Consider the following 13,347-nt stretch of genomic DNA (forward strand, 5'->3'; position numbering starts at 1 on the left):
GCCCAACGGCGTGCGCTGGACTCGCGCCGACGGCACTCCCATCGGCAACCAACTCCGACCCGACGCCACAAGCGACCGCAAGGTCGACGGCGCGACTGGTGGTGGCGCCAACGCCGACGCGCACGGGTCCGAACCGTCGCCATCCGCCCGGACCCCCGAACGCATTGCCCTGCCCAGCGAGCAACCCATCTTGACCTAACGTCACTAGCTGCGATCCCTAGTCGCGCCGCCTGGGTGCGTTGATGGAGGGCCCCTGATCCAGGGCGAGGATGCGCTCAGCATTGGCCCGGAGCTCGTCGTCCCGGAGCTGGGGCAGCCGCAGGAACCACCGGTAGAAGATCGGCGCGAGGAGCAGTTCGGTCGACTCGCGAGAGCTTGGATATCCGGCGGCTGCAACGAGTCTCGTGATCTGGGCCAGTTGCGGCTCAAGGAGTCGCTCCCGGAATTGCTGCGCAACAACCTCGTCCGTCTGGATCGAGGCGGCCAGCATTCGCAGCAGTGAGGCGCGCGGCTCTTCGGAGATTTCGTCAATCGCTGCTCGTAGCAGTTCTACGACTGTGACATCGCCGGTCGGCGCGTCCGGGGTGGCGGACTCCGCGGCAAGAGCGTCGAAGAGAAGGGCATGGACAGAGGGCCAGTTCCGGTAGAGGGTCTGTTTGCTGGCCCCGGCCTCGGCGGCGATCCCCTCCATGGTCAGGGCGTTGGGGCCACCGCGCTCAGCGAGAGCCAGAACTGCGGCGTACACCCGCTCGACGGTCTTGGGTCTGGCCATGCCCCAGTATAAGAACGAGACGCTGCGTCTCGTTTAGTGTTGAATGATCGCATGACGACAGCGAAGACCTGGCTCATCACAGGGGCGAGCAGCGGACTCGGGCTCGCCCTGACCAGGTACGTACTGACCGCTGGTCATCGCGTGGTGGCCACCACTCGGAAGGAGGCCTTGCCTGTCGAGGACGCGCTCCTCACCGTGGTTCGGCTCGACCCCTCGGACAGGGAGCAATGCCGAGGCGTCGTCGCGGAGGCCGGCCGGAGCACCGGACGTTTGGACGTGTTGGTGAACAACGCTGGCTATGGACTGGTGGGAGCCGTCGAGGAGGTTAGCGAGGTAGAGGCTCGCGCCATCGTGGACGTCGACCTATTCGGTCCGATGTGGATGACCCAAGCCGCACTGCCCATCATGCGACGCCAAGGTGAAGGGCATATCGTTCAAATCTCCTCCACCGGCGGCGTGGGAGCCATGCCGTTCCTCGGTCTCTACAACGCTGCGAAGTGGGGCCTGGAGGGATTCAGCGAAGCGCTGGCTGCAGAGGTGCGGCCGATGGGCATCCGAGTCACCCTCGCCGAGATCGGCGCGATGGACACGCAGTGGGCAACATCAAGCATGAGGTTCAGCACGCCCAACAACGACTACGACCAGATACGCGAACAGGTCCTCGGAACGGCGACCGTTCCCTGGCCCAGCGAACCCGGAGCATCGGGCGGGGGAACCGCCCCAGATGAGATCGCCCGCGGCATCGTCAATCACGTGTCTGCAGAATGCGGCCCGCTGCGTCTTGTCCTGGGTGAGGGCGCCGCCGATCAGATCGCGACTGTGTTCGACCTCAGGCGACAGGACTACGCAACCCAACCGGGATTCGAACACACCGACACGGACCTCGCCCGCTAGCGCTCGCGGAACCGAAACCTTGTGCTGTCGGCGGGGAAGTTGAACCACGCCAGGGCGCGGCGCGGGGTGATGACGCGCAGGCCGCCGCCGTCGGCGCCGGCCCACGCATCGGCCGAGGGGGAATACCCGGCATCCGCATACTTGGCGAACGCCTCCGAAAGGCGAGCGCCCAGGCCCTCCGGATCGGCGCGGGTCGCACGTGACTCGCCCTCGACGATGACGACCTGGGTGCCGCTCTCCAGCGTCAGCGTCACCGCCGGGTTGGCCTCGACGTTGCGGGTGTGTCGCGTCGTCGGCGCGCCGTCGTAGTAGAACGCCCCGTCGAGCCACACACCCCAACGCGGCACGCTGTGCGGCCGGCCATCAGGTCGCACGCTGGCGAGCCAATAGTTCTGCGCCGTGCGCAGGCGCTCCTCGACCTCGCTCCACGCCAGCAATCCGTCGGTGCTCTCGGGCAGGCCGTATCCCTCCGGAAACTCCGGGCGATCGGCGGCCGGGTCGGTACTCATGCCTGGGACCCTACGCCCGCCCGCGCCCGGCTGTATCTGTCGAAGATCGCCACCACGCCAGCCCGAGCGCACACTGAGGGCGTGGGGAGCACTGAACAACAAGAGGATTCGCGGCGCCCATCGACCGCGACCGAACCGCCCAGCACCGCCGCAGGCGACACCCGGGCGGCGGTAGTCGAGGCGGCGACCGCCGCGGCGCGAAGCCAACGAGAGGCGACGCAGAGCCTCCTCGAGACACAGAGCCTCCCCGCGACACAGAGCCTCCCCGCGACGCAGAGCTCGACCAAGAGCCCCCCGCCCGCGCAGAGCTTCCCCAGCCGTCGCTTCATCAGCCTCGACGTCGCGCGCGGCCTCATGCTCGTCGTCAGCGTCGCGGTCAACGCGTGGATCACGGCCCCCGCCTGGTTCGAGCACGCTGCCTGGGCGGGCGTGCACCCGGTCGACCTGGTGTTCCCGACGTTCGTGGCCCTCAGTGGCGCCGGGCTCGCGTTCGCCTACGCGCGCCGGATTCCGTTGCGCCCGTTGCTGTCCCGCGTCATCGTGCTGGCCCTCGCCGGGCTCGCCTACAACGCGCACGCCCAGTACCTGAGCACCGGGCAGCTGGACTGGGCGACGTTCCGCATCCCCGGCGTCCTGCAGCTCTACGCCGCGATCGTGCTCGTCATCGCCCTGCTGCACTTCGTCCTGCGTCGCTGGTGGGCGTGGCCGCTGTTCACGATCGTCGCAGCGACCTGCTTCGCCCTGGCGCTGAACCGCTTCGCCGCCGGGTGCCCAGGCGGCGCGCTGACCCCCGAATGCAACCCGTCCGGACTGTTCGACCCCGCGCTCTTCGGCGTCGAACACATCTACCATCAGGGCCGGTTCGGCCATGACCCGGAGGGGATCGTCGCCCTGGCCGGCGCCACGATCGTCGCCTGCGCCGGCGCCAGCCTCGGTCACCTGCTGAAGTCGTCCCGGTTGCCCGCGCGGCGCCAGGCGCTGACCGGCCTGCTCATCGTGGCCGCCTTCGCCGGCACCGCCGCCGCCCTGGCGCCGCTCGCGCCCCCGATGAAGCGCCTGTGGACCCCCGCGTTCGGGTTGGGTGTTGCAGCCGCCTGTCTGGCCGTGCTGCTCGCGCTCCACCTGCTACTCGACCGTCCCGCCGCTGCTGACCGCCCCGCCGCCGCTGGCCGCCCCGATCACGCGAGGGCGATCCACCTGGCGACCTACCCGCTCATCGCCCTGGGCCGCAACAGCCTGCTGGTCTACTTCGGCTCCCACGTGCTGATGACGACCCTCGTCCACCTCCCGCCAGGCAGCCCTCGCGGGGAGTCGCTGGCCGCGCGACTGTCAGCGACCGCGCCGCCCGGCATCGAGCCGGCGTTGTGGCTCGTCGTCATCGCCCTGGCGGCCTGGACCGCGCTGGCGTGCGTCCTGCATGCGCGCGGACTCTACCTGCGGCCCTCGGGCCCCGCCCGCCGCCGGTAGGCGACGATGTCGGCAGCCGGGGTCGAGCCAGCCCTCACCGCACGAGCTTGTACCCCGCGCCCCGCACGGTCTCGATGTGCCCGGGCCCGATCTTCGCGCGCAGGCGCTGCACGGTGACCTCGACGACGTGCGGGTCGCCCCACGCCGCGTCGCCCCACACGATCTCCAGCAGTTGAATGCGCGAGAGCACCCGCCCGATGTGATCGAGAAACGCCTCCAGCAACCGAAACTCGGTGCTCGACAAGGTGACCCGCTCACCGTCGCGATGCACCACCATCCCGGGCCGGTCGATGCGCAGATCGCCCACCAGCACGTCCGCGGACTCCGGCTGCTCGGGTCGGCCCCGGCGCAGCACGGCCCGCAGCCGCGCCGCGAGCACGTCCCCGTCGAACGGCTTGACGACGTAGTCGTCGGCGCCGGCCTCGAAGCCGGCGAGCTGGTCGTGCGGCAGGTCCCGGGCGGTGAGCACGACGGCCGGCACGTCGGGCTGCCGCTCACGCGCCCGCCGGACGAACGTGATGCCGTCCATCCGGGGCATCACCACGTCGACCACCAGCACGTCTGGCCCGACGGCCTCGAGTTGCTCCAGCCCGTTGATGCCGTCGAAGGCGGTCGCCACCCGAAAACCGTGCCGCTCCAGCACGAGTCGGGTGGTGACCCGCAGGGTCTCGTCATCTTCAACCAGCAGCACGAGGGGGCCGTCCTGGGGCCCGCCCGCGCCGCTGCGGTCCTCGGCGCTCATCTGATCAGGCTAAACGCTGCGGTCCATCCCAGGTTCTCGACCGTGCCTATCGGTGCTCCAGCATGTCGTCGGTGATCGTGGGAATGCCGGCGGTGATGACGCTGCCGTCCTCCCGCATCGCACCTTCCATCGGGCGCAGGCTGATGCGGTCCTTCAACCGCGGGCCTTGCCCGTCCAGCGCCACGACCAGCGGCTCATCGCCGGTCAGCTCGAGTTCATCGCCCCGCACCGACACCCGCGTGGCGGGCCCGTCGACCAGCGTGAACGTGATCTCCTCCTGCGTCACCTCGACGTGCAGCCGGCTGCCCTGGTGCTGCAACCGGAACGCCAACCGTGGCCAGTCGGCGGGCAGCCGCGGGTCGAAGGTCAGGGTGTCCGTGGAGTCGCGCAACCCGCCGAAGCCGTACACCAGCGCATTCCACACGCCCCCGGCGGAGGCGATGTGCAGGCCGTCGCTCGTGTTGCGGTGCAGGTCGGCGAGGTCGACGTAGAGGCCCTGCAGGAAGTAGGCGAGGGCCACGGCGTGGTGGCCGACCTCCGAGGCGATGATCGACTGCACGACCGCGGACAGCGAGGAGTCGCCCGTGGTGATCGCGTCGTAGTACTCGAAGTTCGCGCGCTTCTCCTCCGCGGTGAACCGGTCGCCCTGCAGGAACAGCGCGAGCACGACGTCGGCCTGCTTGAGCACCTGGAAGCGGTAGATGACCAGCGGGTGGTAGTGCAGCAGCAGGGGCCGCTGGGAGTCCGGAGTCTGGGTCAGGTCCCACATCTCCCGGTCGAGAAAGTGCTCGTCCTGCGGGTGGATGCCCAGTCCCTGCTCGAACGGGATCTTCATGCGGTCGGCGCAGTCCTGCCAGTCGTCGATCTCCGCCGGATCCAACTTCAACCGCGAGGCGAGCTCGGAGTAGGCGTACGGCTCCTCGTCGCGCAGCCACCGCAGGGTGCGGGCCGCGAGCTCGAGGTTGAACCGGGCCATGACGTTGGTGAACAGGTTGTTGTTCACGACGGTGGTGTACTCGTCGGGCCCGGTGACCCCGTGGATGTTGAAGGTTCGCTCGTCGTTGATGTGCCAGAACCCCAGGTCGGCCCACAACCGGGCGGTCTCGACGAGCACCTCGGCGCCGTAGCGGCGCATGAACGACAGGTCACCGGTCGCCTGCACGTAGCGGTAGATCGCGTACGCGATGTCGGCGTCGATGTGGTACTGCGCCGTACCGGCGGCGTAGTAAGCCGACGCCTCCTCCCCGTTGATCGTGCGCCACGGGAACAAGGCCCCCCGCTGCGCCATCTCTGCGGCTCGGGTGCGCGCCGCCTCGAGCATGTTCACGCGGAATCGCAGCAGGTTACGGGCCACGGCCGGGCTCGTGTAGGCCAGGAAGGGCACCACGTAGATCTCGGTGTCCCAGAAGTAGTGCCCCTCGTAGCCGCTGCCCGTCACGCCCTTGGCCGGCACCCCCAACTGGTCGGAGCGGGCGCTGGCCTGGGCGAGCTGGAAGAGGTTGTAGCGCACGGCCTGTTGGATCGCGTCGTGCCCGTCGACCTCGACGTCGCTGTGCTCCCAGTAGTTCGCCAGCCAGCGGGCCTGCTCCTCCTGGTAGTGCTGCACCCCGTCGTGACGGACCCGATCCAGCGTGCGCCGACACCGGTCGAACAGCTCGCGCACCGGCACGCCCCGCGAGGTGTGATAGGCAACGGCCTTGGTGATGAAGATCGAGCGGCCCTGCGTCGCGTCGATGCGGAAGACTCGTTTGCCCAGGTCAGGCTCGGTGGAGATGAGGTCCTCGTAGTCGTTCTCGGTCATGATTGCGTGGTCGGTGCCGACCGCCAACGTCATGCCGGAATCGGCGCAGCGGTACCCCATGATCATCCGCCGGTCGGAGTTCCAGTGCCCCCGCGGCTCCAGCACCCGCTGGGCGAATGCGGACGCCTTGCGCGGGTCGAAACCCTCGCCCATCGACTCGCCCTTGACGTGGTACTCGTCGACGCCGTCCTGCCGATTGAGCACCTGGCTGGAGATGACGATGGGGGCGTCGCCCTCGAGCATCGTCACCTCGATCGTCATGATCGCCAGGTGCCGCTCGGTGAAGGAGACCATGCGGCTGGTGCGCACCTGCACCTTCTTGCCCGACGGGGTGCGCCACACCAGGTCGCGCCGCAGGGTGCCGTCGCGAAAGTCAAGACAGCGTTCGTAGTTCTCCAGATCGGCCGTCGAGAGCAGCAGCGGCTCGTCGTCGACGTACAGCTTCATGAGCTTGGAGTCGGGCACGTTGACGATCGTCTGGCCGGTCTTGGCGAAGCCGAAGGCGGCCTCCGCGTGCCGAATGGGCCAGGTCTCGTGGAAGCCGTTGACGAACGTGCCGTGCACGTGGGCGTCGCGTCCCTCCGGCGGGTTGCCCCGCATCCCGAGGTAGCCGTTACCGACGGCGAAGAGCGTCTCGGTGACGCCGAGGTCGTTCAGCGAGGGCCAGCGCTCGACGAGCCGCCACGGGTCCGCGGGAAAGCGGTGCCGATCGATGGGGTCGTAGGCCGAGCCGTCTCGCGCGGCCTTGCGGGCCTCCGACAGGGCGCTCACGGCACCAGCTCCTGCAGGTCCGCCACGACGACCTGCGCCCCGCTGGCTCGCAGCGCGTCGGCGCCGGCGCCGCGGTCGACACCGACGACCAGGCCGAACCCGCCGGCCGCACCGGCCTTGACCCCGGAGTGCGCGTCCTCCAGCACGACGCACTTCTCGTGCGCCACGCCGAGTTGGTCGGCGGCGTTCTGGAAGGTGTCGGGTGCCGGCTTGCCCGGCAGCCCCTTCGCGGCGGCGACCTGTCCGTCGACGATGACGGGGAAACGCTCGAAGAGGCCCGCGGCCTTCAGCACGGCCGGGGCGTTCTTGGAGGAGGAGACGACCGCCAGCCGCACCGACTCCGGCAGGGCGTCGAGCAGGGCGACCGAGCCGGGGTACGGCTCGACGCCCTCCTGGGCGAGCACCGCGTTGAACGCGTCGTTCTTGCGGTTACCCAGCCCGCACACGGTCTCCTGCCCCGGAGGCTGATCGGTCGGGTCGGTGGGATCGCCCTCCGGTAGCTCGATGTCGCGGGAGGCGAGGAAGGTGCGCACCCCGTCGTAGCGCGGCTTGCCGTCGATGTGGTCGAAGTAGTCGGCTTCTCGGTAGGGCTGCTGCGCCTGCGCGTCGTCGCGCGAGTTCAGGTAGTCGGTGAACATGCGCTCCCAGGCCCGCATGTGCACCTCGGCCGTAGGGGTCAGCACCCCGTCGAGGTCGAACAGGGCGGCGTCGTACTCAGTCCAGTCCACGCACTCCACTCTAAGGAAGGTTGGCCGGAACGCCCCAGCGGCGAGTGCCTTTTTGAGCAACGGCCGAACGCCCGCCTGCCCCTCTCGGCACTTCTGCGCACCCCTCGCGGGAGCTCCAGGACAGCCGACCGGCAGCCGTTCAGAACGAGCGACCAACTTCTTCGACACATCTCTTCAGGTCGACCGTCCGGGTACCGATGGGTGGGTAACGGCCGACACAGGGGGTGGAGGCCACACACGCAGGGGGAACATCATGGAAAGGACCAACAAGAACACCTTCGTCATCACGACGAGTCCGAGCGGTCGACGTTATGTCGTGCACCGCCGCAACCGGGCGGCCTACCGGGCCTGCTGGGACGTGTGCAACGAGTCCGGAGGGCGTTACGGCACCTTCGCCTCGCTGCCGGGGGCACGGCGCTGGGCGGCCGCGAACTGACGACACGACAGCCGCGACCGCGCCAGCGGGGCGTGGGGGCAGCGCGACCGAAGCGGATCAGCCGGACTTGCGCCGGAACATCTGAGAGGTCGCGCTGCTCTCCGGGCCATGCGCCCCGTGCGCCTTCGACTGCCCGGCGTGGTCCGACACGTCGACGCCCGCGTGCGCCTGCTTGCGCTGCAGCGCCTCCCGGAACTTACGCTTCGTCTCCTCGTCCGGCCCGGCGGCCGCCGCTCCCATGCCTTCGGCTTCGCTGTCCTTGCTCTTCGCGCCGGTCATCGTGGCCTCCTGCGGGATCTTCGTCGCACGGCCATCGCGCGACCTGACCAGGGTGGCACGTACCCGGCCTCGTGCCCAGCGAATTGCGGGGCAGGTGGATCACGACGAACAGGACTACGCTCGTTCTGCGGGAAAAAACCGGTTCTCCGTGACTGGAGGGGGCGCTCATGCGCGCGATCGTCAGCAGCGAGCGGGTCACCGTGAAAAGCGAGCGGGCCACCACCAAGCCCGATGCCGCCGCACGTCGATCCGGCGCGATCGGGCGCGTGTTGACCAGTTTGGCGCCACGCGGCCTGCCGATGCGGGTCACGGCCTACGACGGCACCGACGTGGGACCGGCGCCCAAACCCTTCGGCCCGGCCAGCCCCATCAGCCTGCACATCTGCCGGCCGCGCGGACTGCGCTACATCCTCTCGGCCCCGGGCGACCTGGGCTTGGCCCGTGCCTACCTGGCCGGTGACCTGCGGGTCGAGGGAGTGCACCCGGGGGACCCCTACGAGCTCTTCCGGCAGCTGAAACGGCAGACCTGGTTCGACAAGCCCACGCCGCGCCAGCTGGTGACCAGCGCCCGTGACCTGGGCTGGCGTGCCTTCACCCCGCCCCCGCCGCCGGCCATCGAGCTGCTACCCCGGTGGCGCCGCGGGCTCGAGGGGCTGCGCGAGCCGGCCGGGCGGCGGGCCGCCGCCGTCAAGGCCCACTACGACCTCGACAACGACTTCTTCGAACTCGTGCTGGGCCCGTCGATGGCGTACACCTGCGGCATCTTCACGCGACCGCAGGACAGCCTGGAGCAGGCGCAGGAGCGCAAGTTCGAGCTGGTAGCCCGCAAGCTCGGCCTGCGGCCCGGCATGCGGCTGCTCGACGTCGGCTGCGGCTGGGGCGGCATGATGCTGCAGGCCGCCCGGCACCACGGAGTGCAGGTCGTCGGGGTCACGCTCTCTGGCCACCAACACCGGTGGATCGAGGCGATGATCGCCCGTGCGGGCATCAGTGACCTCGCGCAGGTTCGCCTGGTCGACTACCGCTCGATGCCCCGCGACGAGCACTTCGACGCCATCAGCTCGATCGGGATGCTCGAACACGTCGGGGTCAAGAACTACCCGACCTACTTCCGCGAACTGCGGGACCGCTTGCGCCCCGGCGGCCGGCTCCTCACGCACTCCATTACTCGCCCCGATCACGCCGCGACGACCAAGCCCGAGGCCTTTACCGACCGCTACGTCTTTCCCGACGGTGAGCTGGCGGCCCCGGCCGCGATCATCGGCGCCGCCCACGACACCGGCCTCGAACTGCAGCACGAGGAGAACCTGCGCCCGAGCTATCCGCTGACGCTCGCGGCCTGGAACGCCAATCTCGTGCGGCACTGGGATCGGTGCGTCGAACTCGTCGGCGAGCCGACCGCCAAGGTCTACGGCCTCTACATGGCGGGCTCACGCCTGGCGTTCGAGCGCAACTGGCTGCAGGTGCATCAGTTTCTCTTCACCCGCCCCGACGAGGCGGGCGTCGGCGGTTACCCCTACCGCCCGGACTGGCAGCCGCTCTAGCCCTCCACCACTTCAGCCTTCCACCACCTCCTGCCCCGCCACGGCGCGGCGCAGGTGGTCGAGCAGTAGAGCGGTGGTGTCGGGCACGAACGGGTGCTCGTCGTCGGTCAGCCATGCCAGTGCCTCGGCCACAGGCAGCCACGCACCCCAGGCGACCTCCTCCGGTTGCAGGCGGATCGGCCCGTCATACACGACCTCGAAGCAGAAGGCGAGGTAGCGGGTGTGCTCGTCCGCGTAATGGGCCACCCCCAGCGGCAGCAGCGGGACGCCGTGCACCCCCAACTCCTCGAACGCCTCGCGCGCGGCTGCCTGCGCCGGGTCCTCGCCGGCCTCGACCACCCCGCCCGCCGCGACGTCGAACAGCCCCGGATAGACGTCCTTGGTGTCGGTGCGCCGGTGCACGAACAGCTCCCCGCGCTGGTTGCGCACGAGCACGGCGGTGGCGGCGTGCTGCAGGTTCTGCCCTCGCACCTGCGCGCGCGTGGCCTGCCCGACAACGCGCCCGTGATCGTCGTAGAGGTCGACCAGTTCCCGCGCGCCCATGCTCCTCAACCTACGCCCGCAGGCTCGGCGATCCGCCGTGGTGTGGCGTGGCGCGGCGGGGCTGTGGGTGGGGCGAGGTTTGGGAGCATGGCGCCATGAATTCCGGCGATCCCCTCTCCTCCGACTCCGGCGAGCGTCCGCACTGGGCGGGCATGGCGCCGGCCTACGCCCGCGGGCTCGCCGATGTCTACGCGGGGGCGATCGAGCCGATTCTCGACACGGTGGCCGAGCGGGTGCCGCTGTCCGGTGCCCAACTGCTCGACGTGGGGTCCGGCACGGGTCGACTCACCGCCGCGGCGGTGCAGCGGGGCGCGCGCGTCACCAGCGTCGACCCCGCCGAGCCCATGCGGGAGCTGACGGCGCAGGCCGCTCCGTCGGCGCAGGTGCTCGCCGGCGCCGCCCCCGGGCTGCCGGTGGAGCCCGGGCTGTTCGACGCCGTGGTCAGCAACTTCCTCCTGGAGCACGCTCTCGATCCGCGGGCCGTGCTCGCGGACTTCGTGCGCGCGGGTCGATCGGGAGCGGTGGTTGCCGCGACGATCTGGGCGCCGGACGCCGCCCTGCAGCGGTTGTGGGGCCGGGTTGCTGCGGAGTCGCAGGTGCAGCCGGTGTCGGTGCGGCGCATCCCCGAGCACCTGGATTTCGCGCACACCGGGACGGGGCTGGCCGGGCTGTTCGACGCGGCCGGTCTCGAGCACATCGAAATGCACACTGTTGCGTGGATTTCGCGCGTGGAGCCGGAGGATCTGTGGGCCGCCGCGGCCGCCGGCATCGGCGTCCTGGGCCACCTGCTCGTGGCGCAGGACGAGGAGACGACCGCCCGGGCCAAGCAGGTCTTCGAGCGGGTCTTCGCCGAGAACGGCGAACTCGTCTGCGAAGCGATCCTGGCGGTCGGCACCAAGCCCTGACCCGGTCGTTCAGGCCGGCCGGCCGGTCCCGGCTGGATCCGGGGGTCGCGCGGTGGCTCAGGCTCGATCGAAGTGCAGGTGGCAGGAGTCGTCGGCGACCTGATACCCGAGCTTGCGGAACATCGTGCCGCTCACCTGGTCGCGGGAGTCGCCGATGAGCAGGCACCGCAGCCCGTCGCCTTGGGCGCGGGCGCTGACGGCGGCCGTGATCGCACCGCCGAAACCCCGGCCACGGCGCTCTGGTCGAGTCCACACCCACGACAGCCGCGTGTGCCCGTAGGTCGGCGCATTCGCGAAGGCCATCGACAGCGGCTCGACGCCCTCTCCCGCGTCGGCCTCCCAGATCATCACGCCGCCCTCGGCGAGCGGCCGCGCCATGGTGACGCTGGGGTCGGGCGGGTCGCCGATGTCCCGGATGAAGGCCCGGCCCCACCCGTCGAGCAGGTCGCGGTCGGCGTCGGTCGCGACGCGAGCCGCACCGGGCACCCCGTGCGGCATCCGAACGGGGCCGGGCAGGTCGTAGAGCACGTCTTGACGACCGGCGCGCACCGCGCCACCGCGGGCCTGCACCCACTCCTGAGCGAACGCGCGCGCCGCGGAGCTGAACCCGTTGACCCCGGTGATCGGCTCGCTGGGTGGCGTCGCCAGCAGATCGGCGGCGACCGCGGCCCCGACCGCCTGGCCGTGCGTGGCGTCCGTGGCCAGGTAGGGGCGCCCGGTGCGGGTCAGCATCGCCAACCCGACAACCTGCTCGACCGGCGCATCAGCGCTGTCGGACCCCTCTGTCTCCGGAGCGTCGGCGGATTCGGTGATGACCCACCACCGGTCCCCGGGCCGCGGACCGAACCGGAGGGTGCGGGCCAGGGCGGTCGCGATGATGCTGTGCCGCAGCGGTTGCGAGGCCAGCGTGGCGTCGGCGGCCGCGGCGAACACCTGCGGGTCGGAGTAGGCGCGCGCTGTCGTGGTCACGGCCCCACCTTTTCACGGGTTCAGCAGCCACGACCAGCAACGGCCGGACACCGACGAACCTGCCGGTCAGTCGACCTGCGTCAGGTCGTACGGGGTCCCTTGGTAAACCACGTGATTGAGCCAGTTGGCGTAGAGCAGAAAGGCGTGACTGCGCCAGGTGACCCGCGGGCTGCGGCCGGGATCGTCGGCGGGAAAGTACTGGTGCGGCACCCCGATGGGCAGGTTGCGCGATACGTCCCGGTCGTACTCCAGCTTGAGGGTGTCGCGCTCGTACTCGGGGTGCCCGGTGACGTAGAACTGCCGCCCGTCGGCGCTGCCGACGAGGTACACGCCGGCCTCCGGGGAGGTCGACAGCAGCCGCAGCTCGGGCACCGCCGCGATGTCTTCGGCGCGGATCTCGGTGTGCCGGCTGTGCGGGGCCGGGAAGACCTCGTCGAAGCCGGCGAGGATCTTGGTCGTCGGGTCGAGCACGTCGTGGTCGAAGACCCCGAACATCTTGTGGTCGAGCTGGTACTTCGGTACCCCGTGGTGGCGATACAGCGCGGCCTGGGCGCCCCAACAGACGTGCATGGTCGAATACACGTGCTTGCGGCTCCAATCGAGCAACTCGACCAGCTCGTCCCAGTAGTCGACCGACTCGAACGGCAGCTGCTCCACGGGCGCCCCGGTGATGACCAGGCCGTCGAAGCGCTGGTCACGCACGCGGTCGAAGGTCGTGTAGAACGCTTCGAGGTGCTCCGGCGGTGTGTTGCGCGAGGAGTGGCTGCCCATGTGGATGAGCGTCACCTCGATCTGCAGGGGAGTGTTGCCCAGGAGCCGGAGCAGGTGGGTCTCCGTCGCGATCTTGGTGGGCATGAGGTTGAGGATCGCCAGCCGCAGCGGCCGAATGTCCTGGTGCTGCGCCCGATCGGTGGACATGACGAAGACGTTCTCGTCTTCCAGGACCTGCCGCGCGGGGAGCTCTCGCGGGATATTGACCGGCACCTG

14 protein-coding genes and 1 pseudogene are annotated in these 13,347 nt (G+C 70.0%); 6 read left to right on the forward strand and 9 right to left on the reverse strand.

Annotated elements, in window-relative coordinates:
* Nucleotides 1-199 (forward strand): annotated as a pseudogene (locus KILIM_RS24690) (HNH endonuclease signature motif containing protein); the annotation flags it as partial.
* 18 nt (nt 200-217) lie between these two features.
* On the opposite strand, the gene KILIM_RS17605 reads toward KILIM_RS24690, so the two are convergent.
* Entirely contained in the window at nt 218-772 is a 555-nt protein-coding gene (locus KILIM_RS17605) for a TetR/AcrR family transcriptional regulator (protein WP_006594085.1), read from the reverse strand.
* A gap of 51 nt (nt 773-823) precedes the next feature.
* Between KILIM_RS17605 and KILIM_RS17610 the strand changes: the two genes are divergently transcribed.
* Nucleotides 824-1,666: an SDR family NAD(P)-dependent oxidoreductase gene (locus tag KILIM_RS17610; protein WP_006594086.1), complete on the forward strand. Its 843-nt coding sequence runs from the start codon at nt 824-826 to the stop codon at nt 1,664-1,666.
* Here KILIM_RS17610 and KILIM_RS17615 read toward each other — a convergent pair.
* Nucleotides 1,663-2,175, reverse strand: a complete 513-nt coding sequence (locus KILIM_RS17615; RefSeq protein ID WP_006594087.1) for a pyridoxamine 5'-phosphate oxidase family protein — start codon at nt 2,173-2,175, stop codon at nt 1,663-1,665. The two genes, KILIM_RS17610 and KILIM_RS17615, sit on opposite strands and share 4 nt — an antisense overlap.
* An 81-nt stretch (nt 2,176-2,256) precedes the next feature.
* On the opposite strand from KILIM_RS17615, the gene KILIM_RS17620 reads away from it, so the two are divergent.
* On the forward strand, nt 2,257-3,642 hold the full coding sequence (locus KILIM_RS17620) for a heparan-alpha-glucosaminide N-acetyltransferase domain-containing protein (protein WP_006594088.1): 1,386 nt from the start codon (nt 2,257-2,259) through the stop codon (nt 3,640-3,642).
* A gap of 34 nt (nt 3,643-3,676) precedes the next feature.
* On the opposite strand, the gene KILIM_RS17625 is transcribed toward KILIM_RS17620, so the two are convergent.
* The 3 genes from KILIM_RS17625 to KILIM_RS17635 are packed head-to-tail and all read right to left on the reverse strand — an operon-like array spanning nt 3,677 to nt 7,684.
* Nucleotides 3,677-4,384 (reverse strand): response regulator transcription factor, encoded by a 708-nt coding sequence (locus KILIM_RS17625; RefSeq protein WP_006594089.1) that lies wholly within the window; start codon nt 4,382-4,384, stop codon nt 3,677-3,679.
* A 46-nt stretch (nt 4,385-4,430) separates the two neighbouring features.
* On the reverse strand, nt 4,431-6,956 hold the full coding sequence (locus KILIM_RS17630) for a glycoside hydrolase family 65 protein (protein WP_006594090.1): 2,526 nt from the start codon (nt 6,954-6,956) through the stop codon (nt 4,431-4,433).
* The gene (locus KILIM_RS17635; RefSeq protein WP_006594091.1) at nt 6,953-7,684 is read right to left on the reverse strand and encodes an HAD family hydrolase; all 732 of its coding nucleotides are present in this window, start codon (nt 7,682-7,684) and stop codon (nt 6,953-6,955) included. Before KILIM_RS17635 ends, KILIM_RS17630 begins: the two co-directional genes overlap by 4 nt.
* Nucleotides 7,685-7,937: 253 nt before the next feature.
* Between KILIM_RS17635 and KILIM_RS17640 the strand changes: the two genes are divergently transcribed.
* Nucleotides 7,938-8,120 (forward strand): hypothetical protein, encoded by a 183-nt coding sequence (locus KILIM_RS17640; protein WP_040563768.1) that lies wholly within the window; start codon nt 7,938-7,940, stop codon nt 8,118-8,120.
* Nucleotides 8,121-8,177: 57 nt separating this feature from the next.
* Here the strand turns inward: KILIM_RS17640 and KILIM_RS17645 are convergent, their stop codons facing one another.
* Nucleotides 8,178-8,399 carry a DUF5302 domain-containing protein gene (locus KILIM_RS17645; RefSeq protein ID WP_006594092.1) on the reverse strand — a complete coding sequence of 74 codons (222 nt, stop codon included), beginning with the start codon at nt 8,397-8,399 and terminating at the stop codon, nt 8,178-8,180.
* A 167-nt stretch (nt 8,400-8,566) separates the two neighbouring features.
* On the opposite strand from KILIM_RS17645, the gene KILIM_RS17650 reads away from it, so the two are divergent.
* Nucleotides 8,567-9,943 carry a class I SAM-dependent methyltransferase gene (locus KILIM_RS17650; protein ID WP_006594093.1) on the forward strand — a complete coding sequence of 459 codons (1,377 nt, stop codon included), beginning with the start codon at nt 8,567-8,569 and terminating at the stop codon, nt 9,941-9,943.
* Between the two features lie 12 nt (nt 9,944-9,955).
* On the opposite strand, the gene KILIM_RS17655 is transcribed toward KILIM_RS17650, so the two are convergent.
* The gene (locus KILIM_RS17655; protein WP_006594094.1) at nt 9,956-10,486 is read right to left on the reverse strand and encodes an NUDIX hydrolase; all 531 of its coding nucleotides are present in this window, start codon (nt 10,484-10,486) and stop codon (nt 9,956-9,958) included.
* A gap of 95 nt (nt 10,487-10,581) precedes the next feature.
* Between KILIM_RS17655 and KILIM_RS17660 the strand changes: the two genes are divergently transcribed.
* Nucleotides 10,582-11,391 carry a class I SAM-dependent methyltransferase gene (locus KILIM_RS17660; protein ID WP_006594095.1) on the forward strand — a complete coding sequence of 270 codons (810 nt, stop codon included), beginning with the start codon at nt 10,582-10,584 and terminating at the stop codon, nt 11,389-11,391.
* A gap of 57 nt (nt 11,392-11,448) precedes the next feature.
* Here KILIM_RS17660 and KILIM_RS17665 read toward each other — a convergent pair whose 3' ends face one another.
* Together KILIM_RS17665 and metA are read right to left on the reverse strand one after the other, a co-directional pair.
* Nucleotides 11,449-12,360 (reverse strand): GNAT family N-acetyltransferase, encoded by a 912-nt coding sequence (locus tag KILIM_RS17665; protein ID WP_006594096.1) that lies wholly within the window; start codon nt 12,358-12,360, stop codon nt 11,449-11,451.
* A 66-nt stretch (nt 12,361-12,426) separates the two neighbouring features.
* The gene (gene metA / locus KILIM_RS17670) at nt 12,427-13,344 is read right to left on the reverse strand and encodes a homoserine O-acetyltransferase MetA (RefSeq protein ID WP_006594097.1); all 918 of its coding nucleotides are present in this window, start codon (nt 13,342-13,344) and stop codon (nt 12,427-12,429) included.
* Between the last annotated feature and the right edge of the window lie 3 nt (nt 13,345-13,347).

This window comes from Kineosphaera limosa NBRC 100340 (assembly GCF_000298215.1).
GTDB lineage: Bacteria > Actinomycetota > Actinomycetes > Actinomycetales > Dermatophilaceae > Kineosphaera > Kineosphaera limosa.